We start from the raw sequence: 21,600 nt of genomic DNA, 5'->3' as shown, positions 1-21,600 counted from the left end.
CAGGCCTCACGCAGGCTTATTGTTATTGTCTACGTCAATCAACAGGTTCTCCTGAACAGCGACTCTTCCTACCCTTGGCGGGTTATTTCAACCCGCCAAAGCGTCGATAAAAACTCTCGCCCACATCCGGTAACGGTCCGTCGGCGGTTTCCAGTGCACTGTTCAGCCATTCCTCGGCCTTGGCGTAGATCAAACGGTAAATGTTGCGGCACAACTGGCGGGCCGCTCGCCCTTCCCAGTCGCCAGGCAACAACTCGTCCGGCAGCTGCGGGTCGCGCAGCAGCAGTTTGCGGTATTCATGAATAAGCAGGATCCGCGCCAGGAAGCAGTCGGACGGCTGCAGGTTTTCCTGCTCGCGCAGTACTTGCCAAAGCGGGCGGAACAGCTGGATGAATTCACTGTAGTGGGTCGCCAGCTCCTCGATGTTCCAGCTTTCGCGCACCTGCAGGCGCAGGGCCTTGGAGGCCAGAACATCCTGGGCGGTGGTTTCGAAGACGATGGTTTCTTCCTGGGCGCCGAGGTCGAGCAGCGTCGCGTTGACATCGGTGCGGTCGCTGCGCGGACAGGCCAATACCACGGGTGAAATCGCACCAAAACCTTGCCATTCCAGCTCTTCGCGCACTTGTTTGCGCTTGTCCTGGGTCAGTTGCGAGAGCATCACCAGGCACCAGGAACCATCCCAAGCCGGCATGCTGGTGCTGTAGACCCGCTTGAACGCCTTGTCGAAACGCCTGCGGCCGGTGCCGGTCAGGCTGTAGTAACTGCGACGACCGACCTTCTCGGCGGTCAGCCAGCCCTCCTTGGTCAGGCGGAAAATCGAGGTGCGGATCAGCCGCTCGTTGATGCCGATCGGTTCGAGCAACTGGATCAGGCTGCCCAGCCAGACGGTCCCGCCATGGGGTTCGATGGCATCACCGTACAGGGTGATGATCAAGGAACTGGCGCGAATCGGCGTCTGCTCTTGAAAGCGTGTAATCAGATGGTTCAAGGGTGTCAGGGACGACATGGGCGTACCGGGCTGAAAAAAGAAAAGGAATATACCGAAAACCTGCCTGTTAATCGCTCCTACAGGGGGCCATTACCCTTGGGGCGAAGGCCACGGTCACTGATCCGCGGCCGATCCGGCTCCGGCTCTGCCAACGGCTCGCAAACCTGCATCTGTGTGAGGCAACGCTTGGCCAGCTCTTGATACTCACGAGTGCCCGCCTGTTTCCACGCCACTTCCTGATCGCTGAGGGTGCGTTTGACGCTGGCCGGTGCGCCCATCACCAGCGACTGCTCCGGGCATTCGAACCCGGCCTTGACGAACGCCGCCGCCGACACGAAGGACCGCGGGCCGATGCGCGCGTTGTCCATCACCACCGCATTCATCCCCACCAGCGCGTCCGCGCCGATCCGGCAACCGTGCAGCACGGCACCGTGGCCGATGTGGCCGTTGCGTTCGACCACGGTGTCGCTGTCGGGGAAGCCGTGCATCACGCAGGTGTCCTGAATGTTAGCCCCCTCCTCCAGCACGATCCGCCCGAAATCACCGCGCAGGCTGGCCAGCGGCCCTACATAGCAGTGGGGGCCGATGATCACGTCACCGATCAACACGGCGGACGGATGCACGTAGGCGCTCGGGTCAACCACCGGGGTCAGGCCATCAAGGCTGTAGCAGGTCATGGCAGCTTCCTTCGAAAGCGATGCAAATATTGACTTGTTTTGTATCACATCACTTTTACATTAACAAAGACAAAAAACCGTATCACTTGAAAAGGGCTTTTCCGACGACCTGCTTTTTGGCCTGCAGATCGCCACAAAACCCAATAAAACCGGGATTAAATCCGCAACATACAGCGATTTCAGATTACCTGGAACAAGCAACACCACCGACAATAGGACACATTAAAACAACTTATCTGTTGATTTTTCGTATCACATTGCAGGTATACTCCGGCAAAACCGGCCCCTGAGGCCGATCCAATAACAAGCCGGCATCACCGCCGAGCGTTCACCGTGAGGGCATCCGCCATGCCTCAAACCCTTGACGTCGAATTCATCGAGCCTGGCGTACGCCTGATTACCCTGCAGCGCCCACAAGTGCTGAACGCCCTCAATACCCAGTTGCTGGGTGAACTGGCCTTTGAGCTCAGCGTCGCCCAAGCCGACCCCGCGACCCGTGCCGTGGTCATGACCGGCAGCCGCAAGGCCTTCGCCGCCGGTGCCGACATCAAGGAAATGGCCGAGCGCGACCTGGTCGGCATCCTCGACGACCCGCGCCAGGCCTCATGGCAGGCCATCACCCGCTTCAACAAACCACTGATCGCCGCCGTCAACGGTTTCGCCCTCGGCGGTGGATGCGAATTGGCGATGCACGCCGACATCATCATTGCCGGCGAAGACGCGCGTTTCGGCCAGCCGGAAATCAACCTCGGGATCATGCCCGGCGCCGGTGGCACCCAACGCCTGTTGCGCGCCGTCGGTAAATCCATGGCCATGCAGATGGTCCTGACCGGCGAGCCGATCAACGCCCGCCAAGCCCAGCTCGCCGGCCTGGTCAGCGAAGTCACGCAACCGGAATTCACCGTCGACCGCGCCCTGCAGGTCGCCCGCCAGATCGCCGCCAAGGCCCCGCTGGCGGTGCGCCTGGCCAAGGAAGCGCTGCTCAAGGCCATGGACACCGACCTGGCCAGCGGCCTGCGCTTCGAGCGTCACGCCTTCACCGTGCTGGCCGGCACCCGCGACCGCGATGAAGGCATTGCTGCCTTCCAGGAAAAACGCACGCCGACTTTCACCGGCCAGTAACCCGCCTAACGAATTCCAAGAGAGCGCCAAGACCATGAACTTCGAACACATCCTGTTTTCCATCGAGGCCGGCGTCGCCCTGCTCAGCCTCAATCGTCCGGATCAGCTCAACAGCTTCAACACCCAGATGCATGGCGAAGTGAAGGAAGCGCTGAAACAGGTACGGCAAAACCCCGACGTGCGTGTGCTGCTGCTGACCGGCGAAGGCCGTGGCTTCTGCGCCGGCCAGGATCTGAGCGACCGCAATGTCGCGCCGGGCAGTGCCGTGCCGGACCTGGGCGAGTCCATCGAGAAGTTCTACAACCCGCTGATCCGCCAACTGCGCGACCTGCCGATGCCGGTGATTTGCGCGGTCAACGGCGTGGCCGCCGGTGCCGGCGCGAACATTCCGCTGGCTTGCGACCTGGTTCTGGCGGCGCGTTCGGCCAGCTTCATCCAGGCCTTCTGCAAGATCGGCCTGATCCCCGACTCCGGCGGCACCTGGACCCTGCCGCGCCTGGTCGGCATGGCCCGCGCCAAGGCACTGGCCCTGCTCGGCAATCGCTTGAGCGCCGAACAGGCCGAGCAATGGGGCTTGATCTACCGCTGCGTGGAAGACGCCGAACTGCGCGATGAAGCATTGAAACTGGCACGACACCTGGCCACCCAGCCGACCTACGGCCTGGCGCTGATCAAACGCAGCCTGAACGCCAGCATGAGCAACAGCTTTGATGAACAGCTGGAACTGGAGCGGGACCTGCAACGCCTGGCCGGGCGCAGCGAGGATTACCGCGAAGGCGTCGGCGCCTTCATGGAAAAACGCACCCCAAGCTTCAAGGGACGCTGAGTCATGAGCGCACTGAACACTTCTGCACGCATCGCCGTGATCGGCGCCGGTGCCATGGGCGCCGGCATTGCCCAGGTCGCGGCACAGGCCGGGCATCCGGTGTTGCTACTGGACAATCGTCCCGGCGCTGCCGCCCAGGCCATTGAAGGCATCGACCGACAACTGGGCAAACGGGTCGAGAACGGCAAACTGTCGGCCGAGTCGCGCAGCGCAACCATCGCCCGCTTGCAGGCCGTGGAAGCCATCGAAGCTTTGGCCGACTGCGACCTGATCATCGAAGCCATCGTCGAGAACCTGGAGGTCAAGCGCGCGTTGTTCCGCCAGCTGGAAGGCATCTGCGGCGCGCAGTGCATCCTGGCCAGCAACACTTCGTCGCTGTCGATCACCAGCATTGCTGCGCAGCTGCAGCACCCGCAACGCCTGCTTGGCCTGCACTTCTTCAACCCGGCGCCGGTCATGGCGCTGGTGGAAATCGTCTCGGGCCTGGCCAGCGATCCGGCTTTGGCCGAGTGCCTGTACGACACCGCCAAGGCCTGGGGCAAGAAACCGGTACACACCCGCTCCACCCCGGGCTTCATTGTCAACCGCGTGGCCCGGCCGTTCTATGCGGAAAGCCTGCGCCTGTTGCAGGAAGGCGCCGCCGATTGCCCGACCCTGGATGCGTTGATGCGCGAGGCCGGTGGTTTTGCCATGGGCGCCTTCGAGCTGACCGACCTGATCGGTCATGACGTTAACTACGCCGTGACTTGCTCGGTGTTCGACGCCTATTACCAGGACACGCGTTTTCAGCCGTCGCTGATCCAGAAAGAGCTGGTGGACGGTGGACGACTGGGACGCAAGAGCGGACAGGGTTTCTATAGCTACGCTCAAGGCGCCGAACGCCCGCAAGCGGCTGAGATCAGCAGTGTGGCGAGCGTCGATGCTTGCGTTGCCGAAGGTGACCTGGGCATCGCCCAAGGTCTGCTTGGGCGACTGCAAGAGCAAGGCGTCGAAGTCCTCCAGCGTGATGGCCGCGGTTTGCTGCGGATCGGTGATGCAGTGCTGGCCTTGAGTGACGGGCGCATGGCCTGCCAGCGCGCCCGGGAAGACGGGCTGCGTAACCTGATCCTGCTGGATCTGGCGTTCGACTATGCCGAGGCCCAGCGCATCGCTATCAGCCATGCGACAGGCATTGATCCGCAGGCACTGGAGCACGGCGTCGCCCTGCTGCAACGTGCCGGCCTCAAGGTCAGCCTGCTCAGCGACAGCCCGGCCCTCGCCGTCCTGCGCACCGTGGCGATGCTTGCCAACGAAGCGGCGGACGCCTTGTTGCAAGGCGTGGCCTCGGCCTCCGACATCGACCTGGCGATGCGCGCCGGGGTCAATTACCCCCAAGGCCCGCTGGCCTGGGCCGATGCCGTGGGCCTGCCGCACATTCTCAGCACGCTGGACAACCTGCATGCCGCGTACGGCGAAGAACGCTACCGGCCATCGTTGCTGCTGCGCCGTCGCGTGGCCGAAGGGAGAAACTTCCATGACTAACCATGAAGCGATGAACCTGGCCAGCAACTGCGCCCAAGCGTTGTTCCAGCGCGACAACGCCAGCCAGGCCATGGGCATGCGCCTGCTGTCTGCCGGCCCAGGCTCAGCGCGAGTGGGCATGACCGTGCGCGCGGACATGGTCCAGGGCCACGGCACCTGCCACGGCGGCTACCTGTTCGCCCTCGCCGACTCGGCATTCGCCTTTGCCTGCAACAGCTACAACGAAGCCACCGTGGCCATCGGCTGCAGCATCGACTACATCGCCCCGGCGCGCCTGGGCGACACGCTGACTGCCGATTGCATCGAGCAAAGCCGCTCCGGGCGCACCGGCAACTACGACGTACGCATTGAAAACCAGCAGGGCCAGCTGATCGCCCTGTTCCACGGCAAATCCTACAAAGTGCGCGGCTCGGTGCTGGCGCAGGAGATCCCCAATGAATGACGCCCTGATCATCGACGCAGTACGCACGCCGATCGGTCGCTACGCCGGAGTCCTGAGCAGCGTGCGCGCCGACGACCTCGGCGCCGTGCCCCTGCGCGAACTGCTGCGCCGCCACCCGCAAGTGGACTGGAGCAGCGTGGACGATGTGATCTACGGCTGCGCCAACCAGGCCGGCGAAGACAACCGCAACGTCGCGCGCATGTCGGCACTGCTGGCCGGGTTGCCGGTCAGCGTGCCGGGCACCACCCTCAATCGCCTGTGCGGTTCCGGGCTGGATGCCATCGGCACCGCCGCCCGGGCGATTCGCAGCGGCGAAACCGGGTTGATGCTGGTCGGCGGCGTCGAGTCGATGTCCCGCGCGCCACTGGTGATGGGCAAGGCCGAGCAGGCGTTTTCCCGTGCAGCGGAGATTTTCGACACCACCATCGGCTGGCGTTTCGTCAATCCGCTGATGAAAAAGGCCTACGGCATCGATTCCATGCCGGAAACCGCAGAGAACGTCGCCGAACAGTTCAACATCTCCCGGGCCGACCAGGACGCCTTCGCCCTGCGCAGCCAGCAACGCGCTGCCGCTGCCCAGGCCAACGGGCGCCTGGCCAGGGAAATCGTCGCGGTGGAAATTCCCCAGCGCAAAGGCCCGGCCAAAGTGGTCGAGCACGACGAGCATCCACGCGGCGACACCACCCTCGAGCAACTGGCCAAACTGGGCACGCCGTTCCGCGAAGGCGGCAGCATCACCGCCGGCAACGCTTCGGGGGTCAACGACGGCGCCTGCGCGCTGCTGCTGGCAAGCCCCGAAGCCGCCAAACGCAACGGCCTGACCGCCCGTGGCCGGGTCGTGGCGATGGCCACCGCCGGCGTCGAACCCCGCATCATGGGCATCGGCCCGGTACCGGCCACGCGCAAGGTGCTGGAAGTGGCCAACCTGAGCCTGGCGGACATGGACATCATCGAGCTCAACGAAGCCTTTGCCGCCCAGGGCCTGGCCGTATTGCGCGAACTGGGCTTGAGCGACACCGACCCACGGGTCAACCCCAACGGCGGCGCCATCGCCCTGGGCCATCCGTTGGGCATGAGCGGTGCACGCCTGGTCACCACCGCCCTGCATGAACTTGAGGAACGCAATGGCCGCTACGCCCTGTGCACCATGTGCATCGGCGTCGGCCAGGGGATCGCGCTGATCATCGAGCGTCTACCCCACTAAAGAATCGCGATTCCCAAGGAGCCGAGAGGTATCCTTGGGGCATGCACTCAAAGCCCCTGCATGCAGGGGCTGGAACACAAAAACAATTCGAGTGAACACATGAACATGCCAATTGCCCAAGCCGTGCTAGATCCTGTATTGGACCCGCTGGAAACCGCCAGCATCGACGAGCTGCGCCAGCATCAGCTGGAGCGCCTGCGCTGGAGCCTGAACCACGCCTACAACAATGTGCCGCTGTACCGTCAGCGTTTCGATGCGCTGGGCGTGCACCCCGACGACATCAAGTCCCTCGACGACCTGGCGAAATTCCCCTTCACCACCAAGTCCGACCTGCGTGACAACTATCCATACGGCATGTTCGCCGTGCCGATGCACGACGTGGTGCGCCTGCACGCGTCCAGCGGCACCACCGGCAAACCGACCGTCGTCGGCTATACCCAGAACGACATCGACACCTGGGCCAACGTGGTTGCGCGTTCGATCCGCGCGGCGGGTGGCCGGCGTGGTGACAAGGTGCACATTTCCTATGGCTACGGCCTGTTCACCGGCGGCCTGGGCGCGCACTACGGTGCCGAACGCCTGGGTTGCACGGTGATCCCGATGTCCGGCGGCCAGACCGAAAAACAAGTGCAGCTGATCAAGGATTTCCAGCCGGACATCATCATGGTCACGCCGTCCTACATGCTCAACATCGCCGACGAGATCGAGCGCCAGGGTATCGACCCGCACAAACTGGCCCTGCGCCTGGGCATCTTCGGTGCCGAACCGTGGACCGCCGAGCTGCGCAGCGCCATCGAAGCGCGCATGGGCATCACCGCCCTGGACATCTACGGCCTCTCGGAAATCATGGGCCCGGGTGTCGCCATGGAATGCGCCGAGACCAAGGACGGCCCGACCATCTGGGAAGACCACTTCTACCCGGAAATCATCGACCCGGTCACCGGCCAAGTGCTGCCGGACGGTCAGATGGGCGAACTGGTGTTCACCTCTCTGAGCAAAGAAGCCCTGCCGATGATCCGCTACCGCACTCGCGACCTGACGCGCCTGCTGCCGGGCACCGCGCGGCCGATGCGGCGTATCGACAAGATCACAGGGCGCAGCGATGACATGCTGATCATCCGCGGGGTGAACGTGTTCCCGACGCAGATTGAAGAACAGGTCCTGAAAGTCAAACAACTTGCCGAGTGCTACGAGATCCATCTGTATCGCAATGGCAACCTGGACAGCGTGGATGTGCATGTCGAGTTGAAGGCTGAGCATCAGCACCTGAGCGACGAACAGCAGAAGGCTGTTTGCGGGGAGTTGAGCCGGCACATCAAGACATACATCGGCATCAGTTCGCAGATCGTGTTGCAGCCGTTCCATTCGATCAAGCGTTCCGAGGGCAAGGCATGCCACGTAGTGGACAAACGCCCTAAAGCATGACTGCTGCACCCCTTATGGCCCCGCTTTTGCGGGGCTTTTTTTTGGTTTTTTTTCATGAAAACAGATACCCCCTCTCTGTAGGAGAAGGCTTGCCAGCGAAGGCATCCGTCCAGTCGATAAATTTGCCATCTGACCCACTGCTTTCGCTGGCAAGCCAGCTCCTACAGGGGAACGGTGCTTCATGAAGGACCGTTGAACCCAAAGCGATACCAAAAACAAATGCGACACGTCGTTTTATGTTTGATATTAATTTCTGTATCGCTTATAAAGTTCTCCATGCCTTCAACAGATTCACGGCGGGAGCCCCCCAATGTACGCACAGCTCGTAGAAACAGGCGTAAAGCGCATCAAAGACCTCTCGGAGATGTCCGATGAGGAGCGCGCCTTCCAGGAAAAAATCGATTCAGAAATCAAGATCGAAGCCAAGAACTGGATGCCAGATGCCTACCGGCAAACCCTGATCCGGCAGATTTCCCAGCACGCCCACTCGGAAATCGTCGGCATGCTGCCGGAAGGCAACTGGGTCACCCGTGCGCCAAGCCTCAAACGCAAACTGCAATTGATGGCCAAGATCCAGGACGAAGCCGGTCACGGCCTGTACCTGTACAGCGCCATGGAAACCCTGGGTGCCGACCGCGATGAAGAGATCGCCAAGCTGCACAGCGGCAAGGCCAAGTACTCGAGCATCTTCAATTACCCGACGCTGAACTGGGCCGACATGGGCGCGGTGGGCTGGCTGGTGGATGGCGCGGCGATCGTCAACCAGGTGGTGCTGCAGCGCACGTCCTACGGTCCGTACTCGCGAGCGATGATCCGCATCTGCAAGGAAGAGAGCTTCCACCAGCGCCAGGGCTACGAAATCCTCCTGACCATGATGCGTCACGGTACCCAGGCGCAAAAAGACATGGTCCAGGACGCGATCAACCGCCTGTGGTGGCCGTCGCTGATGATGTTCGGCCCGAGCGACGAGCACTCGCCGAACAGCGCGCAATCCATGGCCTGGAAAATCAAGCGCCAGAGCAACGACGAACTGCGCCAGCGTTTCATCGACCAGACCATCCCGCAGCTGGAACTGTTGGGCTGCACCTGCCCTGACCCGGACCTGAAGTGGAACGCCGAACGCGGCCACTACGATTTCGGCGAGATCCAGTGGGACGAATTCTACGAAGTGCTCAAGGGCAACGGCCCGTGCAACCAGGAACGCGTCGCCACCCGCCGCACGGCGATTGAAGACGGCGCCTGGGTTCGCGAAGCCGCCGTCGCCCACGCCCGCAAAAAACAAAACAAGAACGCCGCCTGATTCGGCCACCTGATGTGGAGTAACTGAAATGTCCGAGTGGACCCTCTTCGAAGTCTTCGTGCGTAGCAAGCACGGCCTCAACCACAAACACGTTGGCAGCGTGCATGCCGCCGACACCACCATGGCCATCGAGAACGCCCGCGAGCTGTACACCCGTCGCAGCGAAGGCGTGAGCCTGTGGGTCGTGCCATCGGCGCTGATCACCGCTTCGTCGCCGGATGAAAAAGACCCGCTGTTCGACCCGTCGGACGACAAGGTTTACCGACATGCCAGCTTCTATGAGCTGCCGGCCGAAGTCGGGCACATGTGAGGTCGACCATGAATAACAAGACCGATCTGATCGAATACCTGCTGCGCCTGGGCGACAGCGCCCTGATCCAGGGCCAGCGCCTATGCCAGTGGTGCGGCAAGGCGCCGGCACTGGAAGAAGAGCTGGCGCTGATGAACGTCGGCCTCGACCTGGTGGGCCAGGCACGCAACTGGCTGGATTACGCCGCCGAACTGCTGGACGACGGCCGCGACGCCGATGACCTGGCGTTTCGCCGCGACGAGCGGGCCTACCGCAACCTGCTGCTGGTGGAACAACCCAACGGCGACTACGCGGTGACCATCCTCAAGCAGTTCCTGTATGACGCCTGGCACCTGCCGGTCTTGCACGGTTTGAGCCAGTCCGGCGATGAGCGCATTGCCGGGATCGCCGCCAAAGCGGTGAAGGAAGTCACCTACCACCTGCGCCGCTCCGGCGAGTGGGTCGAGCGTCTGGGCGACGGCACCGAGCAAAGCCACAAGCGCATGCTCGCGGCCATCCCGCAAGTCTGGCGCTTCACCGTCGAACTGATCGCCGCCGATGACAGCGAGCAGCGTCTGTGCGAAGCCGGCATCACCCCGGACATCGCCAGCGTGGCGGCGCAATGGCAAGCCCAGGTCAAGCAGATCTTCGCCAGCGCCACCCTGCCCGTGCCGGCCGCGCCAAGCTATTTCTACCTGAATGCGCGCAAAGGCCTGCACTCCGAGCACCTGGGCATCCTGCTGGCCGAAATGCAGTTCCTGCCACGAGCGTACCCCGATGCAACCTGGTGAGTTGATCGCGAGCGATCTCGGCGCCCGGCCGGCACAACCGTGCGACCTGGCCGCCGCCTGGGCGATCCTGTCGCAAGTCATGGACCCGGAAGTGCCGGTGGTCAGCGTGGTTGACCTGGGGATTGTCCGCGATCTCGATTGGCAGGCCGGGCACTTGCACGTGGTGGTCACCCCGACGTACTCCGGCTGCCCCGCCACCGAAGTGATCGAGGGCGATATCCGGGAGGCGCTGGAGCAGGCCGGTTTCCAGGCACCGAACCTGGAGCGCCGGTTAACCCCGGCCTGGACCACCGACTGGATCAGCGACAGCGGCCGCGAACGCCTGCGCGCGTACGGCATTGCGCCGCCCGAGGGCAGTACCAGCAAACGCAGCCTGCTCGGTGAAAGCCCGGTGATCGCGTGCCCGCAATGCGGCAGCGTCCACACCGAGGTGCTCAGCGAGTTTGGCTCCACCGCGTGCAAGGCGCTGTATCGCTGCGTCGATTGCCGGGAACCGTTCGACTATTTCAAGTGCATCTGAGCGGCGTCGGCCGTCCAGCTGGAGAACAACAATGAGCAAATTTCACAGCCTGACCATCAAGGATGTGCGCACCGAGACCCGTGACGCGGTGTCCATCGCCTTCGAGATTCCGCAGCACCTGCAAGACAGCTTTCACTACACCCAAGGCCAGCACCTGGTGATGCGCACGCAACTGGACGGCGAAGAAGTGCGCCGCTCCTACTCGATCTGCACCGGGGTCAACGACGGTGAACTGCGCGTCGCGATCAAGCGTGTGGCCGGTGGACGCTTTTCCGCGTTTGCCAACGAGCAGCTCAAGGCCGGGCACAGCCTGGAAGTCATGCCGCCCGCCGGGCATTTCAGCGTGGAACTCGACCCTGCTCGCCACGGCAACTACCTGGCGGTCGCGGCCGGCAGCGGCATCACGCCGATCCTGTCGATCATCAAGACCACTCTGCAAACCGAGCCCAACAGCCACGTCACCCTGCTGTACGGCAACCGCTCCAGCTCCGGCGCACTGTTCCGCGAACAGCTGGAAGACCTGAAGAACCGCTACCTGCAACGCCTGAACCTGATCTTCGTGTTCAGCCGCGAGCAGCAGGATGTGGACTTGTACAACGGCCGGATCAACGCCGAGAAATGCGAGCAGCTGTTCAGCCGTTGGCTCGACGTCAAAGCCCTCGACGCCGCCTTCATCTGCGGCCCGCAGGAAATGACCGAGACCGTGCGCGACAGCCTCAAGGCCAAGGGCATGACGCCTGAGCGCATTCATTTCGAACTGTTCGCGGCCGCCGGTAGCCAGCAGAAACGCCAGGCCCGCGAAGCCGCCCGCCAAGTGGATGCGGCGGTCAGCCAGATCACCGTGATCAGCGATGGTCGTGCCCTGGCTTTCGACCTGCCGCGCAACAGCCAGAGCATTCTCGATGCCGGCAACGCCCAGGGCGCCGAACTGCCCTACTCGTGCAAGGCCGGCGTGTGCTCGACCTGCAAGTGCAAGGTCATCGAAGGCGAAGTGGAAATGGACAGCAACCACGCGCTGGAAGACTACGAAGTGGCCGCCGGCTATGTGCTGTCGTGCCAGGCCTTCCCGATCAGCGACAAGGTGGTGCTGGATTTCGACCAACTCTGAAACAACGCAAAACCCTGTAGGAGCTGGCTTGCCAGCGAAGGCGGCCTGAAAACATACGGTGATCTCAAGGGCGTCTTCGCTGGCAAGCCAGCGCCTACAGGGGGGCCGGTGATCGACCCGAACACATCGTTTTCACCCAAAACAAAAACAACAAAGGAGCGCGCGTCATGACACCCCAGGAAATAGAACTCATCCGCCAGCACCCGGATTTCATCCAGCTGGTGCGCCGCAAACAGAAGCTGTACTGGTCATTGAGCCTGGCCATGCTAGTGATCTATTACGGCTTCGTGCTGCTGGTGGCTTTCTCCCCTTCTACCCTCGGCCAATCCCTCAGCGGCGGCGTGACCACCGTGGGCATGCTGGTGGGTGTCGTCATCGTCGGGCTGGCCTTTGCGCTGACCGGCTTCTATGTCTATCGCGCCAACAACGTGATCGACCCGCTGAATGAAAAACTCAAGCAGGAGTGCACCCGATGAGCCGCCTTCTCGCGCTGTTCCTGCTGCCGCTGGCGGTGGTCACCGATCTTGCGGTGGCCGCCGACGGCGCTTCGCGACCACTGAACTGGAACGCCATCGGCATGTTCCTGGTGTTCGTGTTGTTCACCCTTGGCGTGACACGCTGGGCTGCCCTGCGCACCCGTTCCGCCAGCGACTTCTACACCGCCGGCGGCGGCATGACCGGTTTCCAGAACGGCCTGGCGATTGCCGGCGACATGATCTCCGCCGCCTCGTTCCTCGGCATTTCCGCGATGATGTTCCTCAATGGCTACGACGGCTTGCTCTACGCCTTGGGCGTGTTGGCCGGCTGGCCGATCATCCTGTTCCTGATCGCCGAACGCCTGCGCAACCTCGGTAAATACACCTTCGCCGACGTGGTCTCCTATCGCCTGGAGCAGACGCCAGTGCGCCTGACTTCGGCCTTCGGCACCCTGACCGTCGCCCTGATGTACCTGGTGGCGCAGATGGTCGGCGCCGGCAAGCTGATCGAATTGCTGTTCGGCATCGACTACCTCTATGCCGTGATGCTGGTCGGCGTATTGATGGTGTTCTACGTGACCTTCGGCGGCATGCTCGCCACCACCTGGGTGCAGATCATCAAGGCGGTGATGCTGTTGTTCGGCACCACGTTCATGGCGTTCATGGTGCTCAAGCATTTCGGTTTCAGCACCGAGGCCATGTTTGCCGGCGCCACCGCCGTGCATGCCAAGGGCAACGCGATCATGGCCCCAGGCGGCTTGCTGTCCAACCCGGTCGATGCGATCTCCCTTGGGCTGGGCATGATGTTCGGCACCGCCGGCCTGCCGCACATCCTGATGCGTTTCTTCACCGTCAGTGATGCCAAGGAAGCGCGTAAAAGCGTGTTCTACGCCACCGGTTTCATCGGCTACTTCTACCTGCTGCTGATCATCGTCGGCTTCGGCGCCATCGTCATGGTCGGCACCGATCCTGCGTTCCGCGATGCCAGCGGCGCGATCATCGGCGGCGGCAACATGATCGCCGTGCACCTGGCCCAGGCCGTGGGCGGCAACCTGTTCCTCGGCTTCATCTCGGCTGTCGCCTTCGCCACCATCCTGGCGGTGGTTGCCGGGCTGGCGCTGTCCGGCGCTTCGGCGGTGTCCCACGACCTGTATGCCTGCGTGATGCGCAAGGGCCAGGCCACGGAACAGCAGGAAATGCGCGTATCGCGAATCGCCACCCTGTGCATCGGCGTGCTGGCGATCATCCTCGGCCTGTTGTTCGAGTCGCAGAACATTGCCTTCCTGTCCGGCCTGGTACTGGCCATCGCCGCGTCGGTGAATTTCCCGGTGCTGTTCCTCTCGATGTACTGGAAAGGCCTGACCACCCGCGGCGCCGTCGTCGGCAGCCTGTCCGGCCTGGTCTCGGCGATTGTCCTGCTGGTGCTGAGCCCGGCGGTGTGGGTCAACGTGATGCATCACGACAAGGCGTTGTTCCCGTACTCCAACCCGGCGCTGTTTTCCATGAGCCTGGCGTTCTTCAGTGCATGGCTGTTTTCCGTCACCGACACCTCGCCCCGTGCAGCCCTTGAGCGCGGCCGTTATCTGGCGCAGTTCATCCGCTCGATGACCGGCATCGGTGCCACTGGCGCCAGCAAACACTGAATATTGGCAGGGAATAAAAATAATGAAGCCCGCACGTAACGCATCTTGTGAATCACTGTTTTCCCTGGCCGCCGCATTGAGTCTGCCCCTGTTCGCGCCCAGCGCCATGGCCGACTTCATCGGCGACAGCAAGGCCCGTATCGAAATGCGCAACCTCTACCTCAACCGCGATTTCCGCCAGGACAACGCGCCGCAAGCCAAGGCCGAAGAATGGGCCCAGGGCTTTACGGCGCGTGTCGAATCCGGGTTCACCGACGGCACCTTCGGTTTCGGTCTCGATGCACTGGGGGAGCTGGGGATCAAGCTCGACTCCAGCCCGGATCGCCGTGGCACCGGCCTGCTGCCCTTTGGCCCGCAGAGCCATGAACCCGACGACGACTACAGCGAACTGGGCCTGACCGGCAAACTGCGTGTATCGAAAAGCCTGTTGAAACTCGGCACCCTGCAACCCGTGTTGCCCGTGGCAACTTACAACGACACCCGCCTGCTGAGTTCGACCTTCGAAGGCGGCTTACTGACCAGCCAGGAAATCGACGGCCTGACGCTCAATGCCGGACGCCTGACCAAGGCCAACCTGCGGGACTCGTCCAGCAACGATGACATCGGCTACGCCGCCGCCAGCAGCGATCACTTCGACTTCGGCGGTGGCAGCTACGCGTTCAGTCCGCAACTGAACCTGAGCTACTACTACGGCAAGCTCGAGCAGATCTATCGCCAGCAATTCGTCGGGCTGGTGCATACCCTGCCCCTGGGCAACGGCTTCAACCTGCGCAGCGACCTGCGTTATTTCGACAGCCGCGGCGACGGTGCAGAAAAAGCCGGGCGCATCGACAACCGCAACTTCAACAGCATGTTCACCCTGTCCCAGGGTGCCCACAAGGTCAGTGCCGCCTACCAGCAACTGTCCGGCGACAGCGCCTTTCCGTTCCTCAACGGTGGCGATCCGTACGTGGTCAACCTGGTGACCTTCAACACCTTTACCCGCGCCGAGGAAGATTCCTGGCAGCTGCGCTACGACTATGACTTCGCCGCGCAAGGCATTCCCGGCCTGACCTTCATGACCCGCTACACCGACGGTCGCCACGTCAAGGCGGGCACCGTCGACAACGGGCGCGAATGGGAACGCGACACCGATATCAGCTACGTCATCCAGAGCGGTGTGTTGAAGAACGTCAGCCTGCGCTGGCGCAACGTGACCTTCCGCTCCGGCAATGGCTTGACGACCGCCCTCGATGAGAACCGATTGATCGTCGGTTACACCCTGGCGCTTTGGTAATTCCGAAAGGGCGCGGTCGCGACCGCGCCCAGACTTTTCACAATCAGGAGCAATCGTGATGTCCTCCTCACCTACACTGCATGCCCCTACCCTGCAGAGTTTCATCGCCGGTCGCTGGATCGGCCAACACGGCGCACAAGTCCTGCGCAGCGCCCTCGACGGCCATGAAATCTTCCGTACCCACGAAGAGCGTCCGGACTTCGCCGAAGCCATCGAACACGGTCGCCGCCAAGGCGTCAGCGGCCTGATGGCCCTGGACTTCCAGCAGCGCGCCCAGCGTCTGAAGGCCCTGGCCCTGTACCTGGCCGAGCGCAAGGAACAGCTCTACGCGATTTCCCACCACAGCGGCGCGACCCGTGCCGACAGCTGGATCGACATCGAAGGCGGTAACAGCACGCTGTTCACCTACGCCAGCCTCGGCTCCCGCGAGCTGCCATCGGGCAACGTCGTCCACGAAGGCCCGGCGCTGCAACTGAGCAAAATGGGCACCTTCGCCGGCACTCATATTCTGGTACCCCGTGGCGGCGTGGCGGTGCACATCAACGCCTTCAACTTCCCGATCTGGGGCATGCTGGAAAAATTCGCCCCGAGCTTCCTCGCCGGCATGCCATGCATCGTCAAGCCAGCCAGCGCCACCAGCTACCTGACTGAGGCCGTGGTGCGCCTGATGGACGAATCCGGCCTGTTGCCAGCGGGCAGCCTGCAGCTGATCATCGGCGGCACCGGTGACCTGCTCGATCGCCTGCAAGGCCAGGACGTCGTGACCTTTACCGGTTCCGCCGACACCGCGGCCAAGCTGCGGGTCAACCCGAACCTGATCCGCAACTCGGTACCGTTCACCGCCGAAGCCGACTCGCTGAACTGCGCGATCCTCGCCCCGGATGTCACTCCGGATGACGAAGAGTTCGAGCTGTTCATCAAGGAAGTCGCCCGGGAAATGACCACCAAGGCCGGGCAGAAATGCACCGCCATTCGCCGCGCCATAGTCCCGGCCAAGCACATCGACGCAGTCGCCACGCGCCTGCGTGATCGCCTGACCAAAGTGGTGGTCGGCGATCCGTCGGTGGAAGGCGTGCGCATGGGTGCGCTGGCGTCCCACGATCAACAGAAGGACGTGGCCGAGCGTCTGGAAATGCTGTTGCAGAGCAGCGACCTGCTGTTCGGTGCCCGCGACGGTTTCGAACCGCGCGGCGAAAACGTCGACAAGGGCGCGTTCTTCGCCCCGACCCTGCTGCAGGCCCGCGACCCGCACGCCGAAGGTGGCGCCCACGACATCGAAGCGTTCGGCCCGGTCAGCACCTTGATGGCCTACGACGATCTGGACGAAGCACTGGCCCTTTCCGCACGCGGCAAAGGCAGCCTGGTGGCCAGCCTGGTGACCAAGGACCCACAGATCGCCGCCAAGGCGATCCCGGTGGCCGCCGCCTTGCACGGCCGTCTGCTGGTGCTGGACCGCAACTGCGCCGGTGAATCCACCGGTCACGGCTCGCCACTGCCGCAACTCAAGCACGGCGGCCCGGGGCGTGCCGGCGGCGGTGAAGAGCTCGGCGGCCTGCGTGCGGTGAAGCACTACCTGCAACGCGCAGCGGTACAAGGTTCGCCGACCATGCTGGCAGCGGTCACCGGCGAATTCGTGCGCGGGGCCAAGGTCATCGAAACCGAGGTGCACCCGTTCCGTCGCTACTTCCAGGACCTGCAGATCGGCGAGTCGCTGCTGACCCACCGCCGCACCGTCACCGAAGCCGACCTGGTGAACTTCGGCTGCCTGTCGGGCGACCACTTCTACATGCACTTCGATGACATCGCGGCCAAGGAATCGCAATTCGGCAAGCGCATCGCCCACGGTTACTTCGTATTGTCGGCCGCCGCCGGCCTGTTCGTTTCCCCTGGTGTCGGCCCGGTACTGGCCAACTACGGTCTCGACACCCTGCGCTTCATCAACCCGGTGGGCATCGGCGACACCATCCAGGCGCGCCTGACGTGCAAACGCAAGATCGACCAGGGCAAAAAGAGCCCGCAGGGCATCCCGCAAGGGGTGGTGGCGTGGGATGTGGAAGTCACCAACCAGCTGGGTGAACTGGTGGCCAGCTATGACATTTTGACCTTGGTGGTCAAACGCGAGGATTGATCTTGAACAGGGTTACTGGTTGACCAAACATCTGTAGTCAACCAGTAACCCTGTGGGAGCGGGCTTGCCCGCGATTGCGGTGTATCAGCCAACAAAAATGTCGCTGACACACCGCAATCGCGAGCAAGCTCGCTCCCACAGGATTTTCAGTTGGCCACAGGACTGTGGTCGACCTCTCTCAATGCCCGCGCAACCACTCGATAAACAGCGCAAACAACTCCGATTGCGACCCCACCTCCAGCTTCAAATACAGATTCTTGCGGTGCATGCGCACGGTTTCCGGTGAGATGTTCATCTGGCTGGCCGTGGACTTCACCGAGTGCCCGCGCAGCACCATGTGCGCCACTTCGCGCTCGCGCTCGGTGAGCAAGTCGCTACCGAAATGCTCGAACGCCGATTGCACCCGATGCTTGAGATCATCGCGCAGGCCTTGATCGTTGTTGCCCTGGATCTCGCTACTGCGCTGCATGCCACGGCGGCTGAATTCGCTGATGAATTCGCGCACCAACGGTTCGACGGCGCGCAGCAGATTCAACTGCTCGACCCCCAGGCATTCACCGCCGAAACCCTGAAAGAGGCTGACGGAAATTTTCGTGTCGTTGCCCGTATCGACAATGTAATAGCTGTCTTCCGAACAGTTGGCCTTCAGGTAATAGGTCTTGTAATAGTCACTGTCGAAGAAGTTGTCCGGCGCAATGTCCGCAAGGTGATAGAAGCCCTGCGCCAGCCCCTGCTCCACCGCCAGGCAGAACGGATCGAGCAGATAGCCCCCGGCGAAATAGCGCTCGAGAATCGAGACCTGGTATTCCTGGGCAATGCCGCGCTGGTGCAGCAACTGTGGTGCACGGTCCTTGCGCTCCAGGCTGATCATCACCGATTCGATGGACACCAGTTGCCCCAACGCCGACACCAGGTATTGCAGTGCGTCGGGCTCGTCGACATGGGCGAAGGCCTCGCGCATGCCCCCATGCCAGTTATGCAATGCCCCGAAGGGCACCGCGATCAGCGTATCGTCGTTTGGTCTGCTCATGCCCCGCAGTCTAGCGGCTGAACAACCCATTGGTAACAGCCGGACTGACGAAATCATTGGCCGGCGTACTGTCCGCTCGCCTCAAGCTCGGCCGCCACCTCGAGGATACATTCGCGCAGGATCTCGACGATTTCATCGACCTGGGCATAAGTGAGGATCAGCGGTGGCGACATCACGTTCAGATGCATGATCGGCCGCACCAGCAAGCCCCTGGCCTGTGCCCGCACATGGATCTTCTCACCGATGTTGATCGCGTCGGCGAACAACGCCTTGGTGCGTTTGTCGGCGACGAACTCCACGCACGCCATAAGCTTCAGGCAACGCACATCACCCACCAGAGGCAGATCGCGCAACGTGGCCAGGCGCTGTTCGAGGTAGCCGCCGACATCGTCGACGTGGGCCAGCAGGTTTTCCCGTTCGATGATTTCGATGTTCTTCAGCGCCGCCGTGCAGCACACCGGATGGCCGCTGTAGGTAAAGCCATGGGTGAAGCATCGGCCCTGACCCGGCTCGGCGATGACCTTCCAGATGCGCTCGGAAAAAATGCACGCGCCCAGCGGCAGGTACGCCGACGTCAGGCCCTTGGCGGTGGTGATGATGTCGGGCTGTACGTCGAACACATCCTTCGACGCGAAGAACTTGCCCAGGCGCCCGAACGAAGTGACCACCTCGTCGGCGACGAACAGGATGTCGTAGCGCTGGCAGACTTCCCACATGCGCTTGAGGTAGCCCTTGGGCGCAATGATCACCCCGCCCGAGCCCATCACCGGTTCGGCGAAGAACCCGGCGACCTTGTCCGCGCCAATCGACAGGATCTTGTCTTCGAACTCCTTGACCAGGAACTCGAGGAACTGCGCTTCGTCCATGTCTTGCGGCGCGCGGTAGGGATTGGGGTTGGACACGTGGTGAATCAGCGGGTTGGCGTAATCGAACTCCGGCACCCGGTCGGCAGCCTTGTTGCCGATCGACATGGTCAGGGTGGTGGAGCCGTGGTACGCGTTGAAACGGGCGATGACGTGCTTCTTTTCAGGCAGGCCGCGGCAGTTCTGGTAGTACTGGATCAGCCGGTACGCGGTGTCTACGGCCGTTGAACCACCGGTGGTGAGGAACACGTGGTCGAGGTCGCCGGGAGCGAGGCTGGCGAGCTTTTCGCACAGCTCGATGGCCACGTTGTTGGACATGTCGGAAAACGGATTGGAATAGGCCAGTTGCCGCACCTGGTCGGCGATGGCCTGGGCCATTTCCTCACGGCCCAGGCCGATATTGGTGCACCACATGCCGCCCACCGCATCGAGAAAGCGGTTGCCCCGGGTGTCGTAGATGTAGGCGCCGTCGCCTGCGACGATGTTCAGGGAGCCTTGTTCGGCGTGCTCGTCGAACACGTGATAGCCGTGCATATGGTGGGCCTTGTCGGCCTTGACCAGCCGGGACTCGTCCGCCGGGGAAAAAACGCTGCGTGTTGGCGTCGCCATAACAATACACCTCTAACCGGATTGACTAACGATCGAACGAATCAGATGCCGCTTTTGACGGTGCTCCAGACCCGGGTCATGGCCCGCATGTCCTTGGCGTCCTGGGTCTTCTGCGGGAACAGGCGTTCGCGGGTGGCTTCATCGGGGTAAATCGCCGGGTTGTTGCGCACATCGGCGTTCAACAGTGGCGTGGCCGCCGCGTTGCTGTTGGCGTAATGGATGTAGTCAGTGACGTCCGCCATCACCTGCGGCTGCATCAGGTATTCAAGGAACTTGTGGGCATTGGCGACATGGGGCGCGTCGGCCGGGATGTACATGTTGTCGAACCAGATCAGCGAGCCTTCCTTGGGAATGAAATAGGACAGGTTGATGTTCAACTTGGCTTCTTCGGCGCGGGCCATCGCCGTCGCGTAATCGCCGGACCAGGTCATGGCCATGCATACATCGCCGTTGGGCAGGCTGGTCAGGTAATTGACCGAGTCGAACTTGCGGATGTACGGCCGCACCGACAGGAGCAGTTCCTGCGCCGCCTTCAGGTCCTCCGGCTTGGCGCTACGCGGATCGCGGCCCAGGTACTTGAGCGCCAGGGGGATCACTTCGGTGGGCGCATCGACCAGGGTCACGCCACAGTCGGCGAAGCGCGAGACGATCTTCGGATCGAAAATCATCGCCAGCGAGCCGATTGGCGCATCCGGCATGCGCTCCTTGATCTTGTCGACGTTGTAGGTGATGCCGTTGCTGCCCCAGGTATAAGGCGCCGAGTAGGTCGCGCCCGGATCGAACCCTTGCAGGTCGTGCAAGACTTTCGGGTCCAGGTTGCTCCAGCCCGGCAGCAGTTTCTTGTCCAGTGGCTGGAACACCTTGGCCTGGATCAGCGGCGGCGCGAGGGAGGCATTGAGCACGATCAGGTCGTAACCGGAGTGGCCGGTGAGCAACTTGGCCTGCACCGTTTCATAGGCGTCGAAGGTGTCGTAGATCACCTTGATCCCGGTGGCCTTTTCGAAATCGGCCAGGGTTTTCTCACCGATGTAGTCCGCCCAGTTGTACAGCCGCAGCGTATTGCTGTCGTTCACACCACCGGCGTGGGCACTGAGGGTCAGCGGTACAACAAACAGACTGGAAATCACCTTAAGCAGTGTCTTGCCCATAGCAAATGCACCTTATCAAGCGAGTTCGGCTCTGGATGAGCGGATGACCCTACTATTGGTGGATTCGCCGCACAGCACCATAACCCGAATGGGTGTGTGGGCGGTTTTGACGGCGCGATATGGCAAAAAGCATCAGGTCGGTTGACCCGTTTTGTCATAGCTGCGGGGATTGCCTGACGCTTAAAGTGTCCGTTGAACCGACTCTGCCAGAGCC

General features: G+C 62.4%; 20 protein-coding genes. 15 read left to right on the top strand and 5 right to left on the bottom strand.

Annotated features, from left to right (window positions below; all coding sequences use genetic code 11):
* Window positions 1-82 precede the first annotated feature (82 nt).
* A complete protein-coding gene (gene paaX / locus ACIO0C_RS04250) occupies window positions 83-1,006 on the bottom strand; it encodes a phenylacetic acid degradation operon negative regulatory protein PaaX (RefSeq protein ID WP_401308263.1) in 924 nt (307 codons plus the stop codon).
* 59 nt (window positions 1,007-1,065) lie between these two features.
* Complete coding sequence (gene paaY, locus ACIO0C_RS04245; RefSeq protein ID WP_401308260.1) at window positions 1,066-1,665, bottom strand: phenylacetic acid degradation protein PaaY; 600 nt, start codon at window positions 1,663-1,665, stop codon at window positions 1,066-1,068.
* A gap of 348 nt (window positions 1,666-2,013) precedes the next feature.
* On the opposite strand from paaY, the gene paaF reads away from it, so the two are divergent.
* The 15 genes from paaF to paaZ all read left to right on the top strand — a co-directional run bounded on the left by paaF (window position 2,014) and on the right by paaZ (window position 17,736).
* Window positions 2,014-2,787 (top strand): 2,3-dehydroadipyl-CoA hydratase PaaF, encoded by a 774-nt coding sequence (paaF, locus tag ACIO0C_RS04240; protein WP_401308257.1) that lies wholly within the window; start codon window positions 2,014-2,016, stop codon window positions 2,785-2,787.
* A gap of 34 nt (window positions 2,788-2,821) precedes the next feature.
* A complete protein-coding gene (paaG, locus tag ACIO0C_RS04235; protein ID WP_401308255.1) occupies window positions 2,822-3,613 on the top strand; it encodes a 2-(1,2-epoxy-1,2-dihydrophenyl)acetyl-CoA isomerase PaaG in 792 nt (263 codons plus the stop codon).
* Between the two features lie 3 nt (window positions 3,614-3,616).
* Window positions 3,617-5,134, top strand: coding sequence for a 3-hydroxyacyl-CoA dehydrogenase PaaH (gene paaH / locus ACIO0C_RS04230; protein WP_401308252.1), 1,518 nt, complete (start codon window positions 3,617-3,619; stop codon window positions 5,132-5,134).
* Window positions 5,127-5,576 carry a hydroxyphenylacetyl-CoA thioesterase PaaI gene (paaI, locus tag ACIO0C_RS04225; RefSeq protein ID WP_401308249.1) on the top strand — a complete coding sequence of 150 codons (450 nt, stop codon included), beginning with the start codon at window positions 5,127-5,129 and terminating at the stop codon, window positions 5,574-5,576. The genes paaH and paaI overlap by 8 nt, the downstream gene beginning before the upstream one ends.
* Window positions 5,569-6,780 (top strand): 3-oxoadipyl-CoA thiolase, encoded by a 1,212-nt coding sequence (gene pcaF, locus ACIO0C_RS04220; RefSeq protein ID WP_401308246.1) that lies wholly within the window; start codon window positions 5,569-5,571, stop codon window positions 6,778-6,780. Before paaI ends, pcaF begins: the two co-directional genes overlap by 8 nt.
* Before the next feature lie 99 nt (window positions 6,781-6,879).
* Window positions 6,880-8,205, top strand: coding sequence for a phenylacetate--CoA ligase PaaK (gene paaK, locus ACIO0C_RS04215; RefSeq protein ID WP_401308243.1), 1,326 nt, complete (start codon window positions 6,880-6,882; stop codon window positions 8,203-8,205).
* Window positions 8,206-8,515: 310 nt separating this feature from the next.
* Window positions 8,516-9,505, top strand: coding sequence for a 1,2-phenylacetyl-CoA epoxidase subunit PaaA (gene paaA / locus ACIO0C_RS04210; protein WP_401308240.1), 990 nt, complete (start codon window positions 8,516-8,518; stop codon window positions 9,503-9,505).
* A gap of 28 nt (window positions 9,506-9,533) precedes the next feature.
* Window positions 9,534-9,815: a 1,2-phenylacetyl-CoA epoxidase subunit PaaB gene (paaB, locus tag ACIO0C_RS04205; protein ID WP_007943393.1), complete on the top strand. Its 282-nt coding sequence runs from the start codon at window positions 9,534-9,536 to the stop codon at window positions 9,813-9,815.
* Between the two features lie 8 nt (window positions 9,816-9,823).
* Window positions 9,824-10,585 (top strand): 1,2-phenylacetyl-CoA epoxidase subunit PaaC, encoded by a 762-nt coding sequence (gene paaC / locus ACIO0C_RS04200; RefSeq protein WP_401308236.1) that lies wholly within the window; start codon window positions 9,824-9,826, stop codon window positions 10,583-10,585.
* Window positions 10,572-11,105: a 1,2-phenylacetyl-CoA epoxidase subunit PaaD gene (gene paaD / locus ACIO0C_RS04195; RefSeq protein WP_401308233.1), complete on the top strand. Its 534-nt coding sequence runs from the start codon at window positions 10,572-10,574 to the stop codon at window positions 11,103-11,105. Before paaC ends, paaD begins: the two co-directional genes overlap by 14 nt.
* A gap of 31 nt (window positions 11,106-11,136) precedes the next feature.
* Window positions 11,137-12,213: a 1,2-phenylacetyl-CoA epoxidase subunit PaaE gene (gene paaE / locus ACIO0C_RS04190; protein ID WP_401308230.1), complete on the top strand. Its 1,077-nt coding sequence runs from the start codon at window positions 11,137-11,139 to the stop codon at window positions 12,211-12,213.
* 167 nt (window positions 12,214-12,380) lie between these two features.
* Window positions 12,381-12,689, top strand: a complete 309-nt coding sequence (locus ACIO0C_RS04185; protein ID WP_401308227.1) for a DUF485 domain-containing protein — start codon at window positions 12,381-12,383, stop codon at window positions 12,687-12,689.
* Window positions 12,686-14,332, top strand: a complete 1,647-nt coding sequence (locus ACIO0C_RS04180) for a cation acetate symporter (RefSeq protein WP_401308225.1) — start codon at window positions 12,686-12,688, stop codon at window positions 14,330-14,332. Before ACIO0C_RS04185 ends, ACIO0C_RS04180 begins: the two co-directional genes overlap by 4 nt.
* 22 nt (window positions 14,333-14,354) lie before the next feature.
* A complete protein-coding gene (locus tag ACIO0C_RS04175; protein ID WP_401308223.1) occupies window positions 14,355-15,608 on the top strand; it encodes an OprD family porin in 1,254 nt (417 codons plus the stop codon).
* 58 nt (window positions 15,609-15,666) lie between these two features.
* Window positions 15,667-17,736: a phenylacetic acid degradation bifunctional protein PaaZ gene (gene paaZ / locus ACIO0C_RS04170; RefSeq protein ID WP_401308220.1), complete on the top strand. Its 2,070-nt coding sequence runs from the start codon at window positions 15,667-15,669 to the stop codon at window positions 17,734-17,736.
* Between the two features lie 178 nt (window positions 17,737-17,914).
* Here the strand turns inward: paaZ and ACIO0C_RS04165 are convergent, their stop codons facing one another.
* From ACIO0C_RS04165 to ACIO0C_RS04155, 3 genes are read right to left on the bottom strand one after another with little or no spacing between them, the layout of a single operon-like run.
* Window positions 17,915-18,823 (bottom strand): LuxR C-terminal-related transcriptional regulator, encoded by a 909-nt coding sequence (locus tag ACIO0C_RS04165; protein ID WP_401308217.1) that lies wholly within the window; start codon window positions 18,821-18,823, stop codon window positions 17,915-17,917.
* Entirely contained in the window at window positions 18,820-20,238 is a 1,419-nt protein-coding gene (locus ACIO0C_RS04160; RefSeq protein ID WP_401308215.1) for an aminotransferase, read from the bottom strand. The genes ACIO0C_RS04165 and ACIO0C_RS04160 overlap by 4 nt, the downstream gene beginning before the upstream one ends.
* Before the next feature lie 41 nt (window positions 20,239-20,279).
* The gene (locus ACIO0C_RS04155) at window positions 20,280-21,386 is read right to left on the bottom strand and encodes a polyamine ABC transporter substrate-binding protein (RefSeq protein WP_401308213.1); all 1,107 of its coding nucleotides are present in this window, start codon (window positions 21,384-21,386) and stop codon (window positions 20,280-20,282) included.
* Between the last annotated feature and the right edge of the window lie 214 nt (window positions 21,387-21,600).

It is taken from the genome of Pseudomonas sp. NPDC087336 (assembly GCF_044744285.1).
GTDB lineage: Bacteria > Pseudomonadota > Gammaproteobacteria > Pseudomonadales > Pseudomonadaceae > Aquipseudomonas.
Note: the sequence above shows the minus strand (reverse complement) of the source record. Positions and strands in the feature narration are given on the sequence as shown.

What these genes read in the sequence shown, in the direction of transcription:
- paaX (WP_401308263.1), bottom strand. Translation starts at nt 1,006, where the DNA reads ATGTCGTCCCTGACACCCTTGAACCATCTGATTACACGCTTTCAAGAG.
- paaY (WP_401308260.1), bottom strand. Translation starts at nt 1,665, where the DNA reads ATGACCTGCTACAGCCTTGATGGCCTGACCCCGGTGGTTGACCCGAGC.
- paaF (WP_401308257.1), top strand. Translation starts at nt 2,014, where the DNA reads ATGCCTCAAACCCTTGACGTCGAATTCATCGAGCCTGGCGTACGCCTG.
- paaG (WP_401308255.1), top strand. Translation starts at nt 2,822, where the DNA reads ATGAACTTCGAACACATCCTGTTTTCCATCGAGGCCGGCGTCGCCCTG.
- paaH (WP_401308252.1), top strand. Translation starts at nt 3,617, where the DNA reads ATGAGCGCACTGAACACTTCTGCACGCATCGCCGTGATCGGCGCCGGT.
- paaI (WP_401308249.1), top strand. Translation starts at nt 5,127, where the DNA reads ATGACTAACCATGAAGCGATGAACCTGGCCAGCAACTGCGCCCAAGCG.
- pcaF (WP_401308246.1), top strand. Translation starts at nt 5,569, where the DNA reads ATGAATGACGCCCTGATCATCGACGCAGTACGCACGCCGATCGGTCGC.
- paaK (WP_401308243.1), top strand. Translation starts at nt 6,880, where the DNA reads ATGAACATGCCAATTGCCCAAGCCGTGCTAGATCCTGTATTGGACCCG.
- paaA (WP_401308240.1), top strand. Translation starts at nt 8,516, where the DNA reads ATGTACGCACAGCTCGTAGAAACAGGCGTAAAGCGCATCAAAGACCTC.
- paaB (WP_007943393.1), top strand. Translation starts at nt 9,534, where the DNA reads ATGTCCGAGTGGACCCTCTTCGAAGTCTTCGTGCGTAGCAAGCACGGC.
- paaC (WP_401308236.1), top strand. Translation starts at nt 9,824, where the DNA reads ATGAATAACAAGACCGATCTGATCGAATACCTGCTGCGCCTGGGCGAC.
- paaD (WP_401308233.1), top strand. Translation starts at nt 10,572, where the DNA reads ATGCAACCTGGTGAGTTGATCGCGAGCGATCTCGGCGCCCGGCCGGCA.
- paaE (WP_401308230.1), top strand. Translation starts at nt 11,137, where the DNA reads ATGAGCAAATTTCACAGCCTGACCATCAAGGATGTGCGCACCGAGACC.
- ACIO0C_RS04185 (WP_401308227.1), top strand. Translation starts at nt 12,381, where the DNA reads ATGACACCCCAGGAAATAGAACTCATCCGCCAGCACCCGGATTTCATC.
- ACIO0C_RS04180 (WP_401308225.1), top strand. Translation starts at nt 12,686, where the DNA reads ATGAGCCGCCTTCTCGCGCTGTTCCTGCTGCCGCTGGCGGTGGTCACC.
- ACIO0C_RS04175 (WP_401308223.1), top strand. Translation starts at nt 14,355, where the DNA reads ATGAAGCCCGCACGTAACGCATCTTGTGAATCACTGTTTTCCCTGGCC.
- paaZ (WP_401308220.1), top strand. Translation starts at nt 15,667, where the DNA reads ATGTCCTCCTCACCTACACTGCATGCCCCTACCCTGCAGAGTTTCATC.
- ACIO0C_RS04165 (WP_401308217.1), bottom strand. Translation starts at nt 18,823, where the DNA reads ATGATTTCGTCAGTCCGGCTGTTACCAATGGGTTGTTCAGCCGCTAGA.
- ACIO0C_RS04160 (WP_401308215.1), bottom strand. Translation starts at nt 20,238, where the DNA reads ATGGCGACGCCAACACGCAGCGTTTTTTCCCCGGCGGACGAGTCCCGG.
- ACIO0C_RS04155 (WP_401308213.1), bottom strand. Translation starts at nt 21,386, where the DNA reads ATGGGCAAGACACTGCTTAAGGTGATTTCCAGTCTGTTTGTTGTACCG.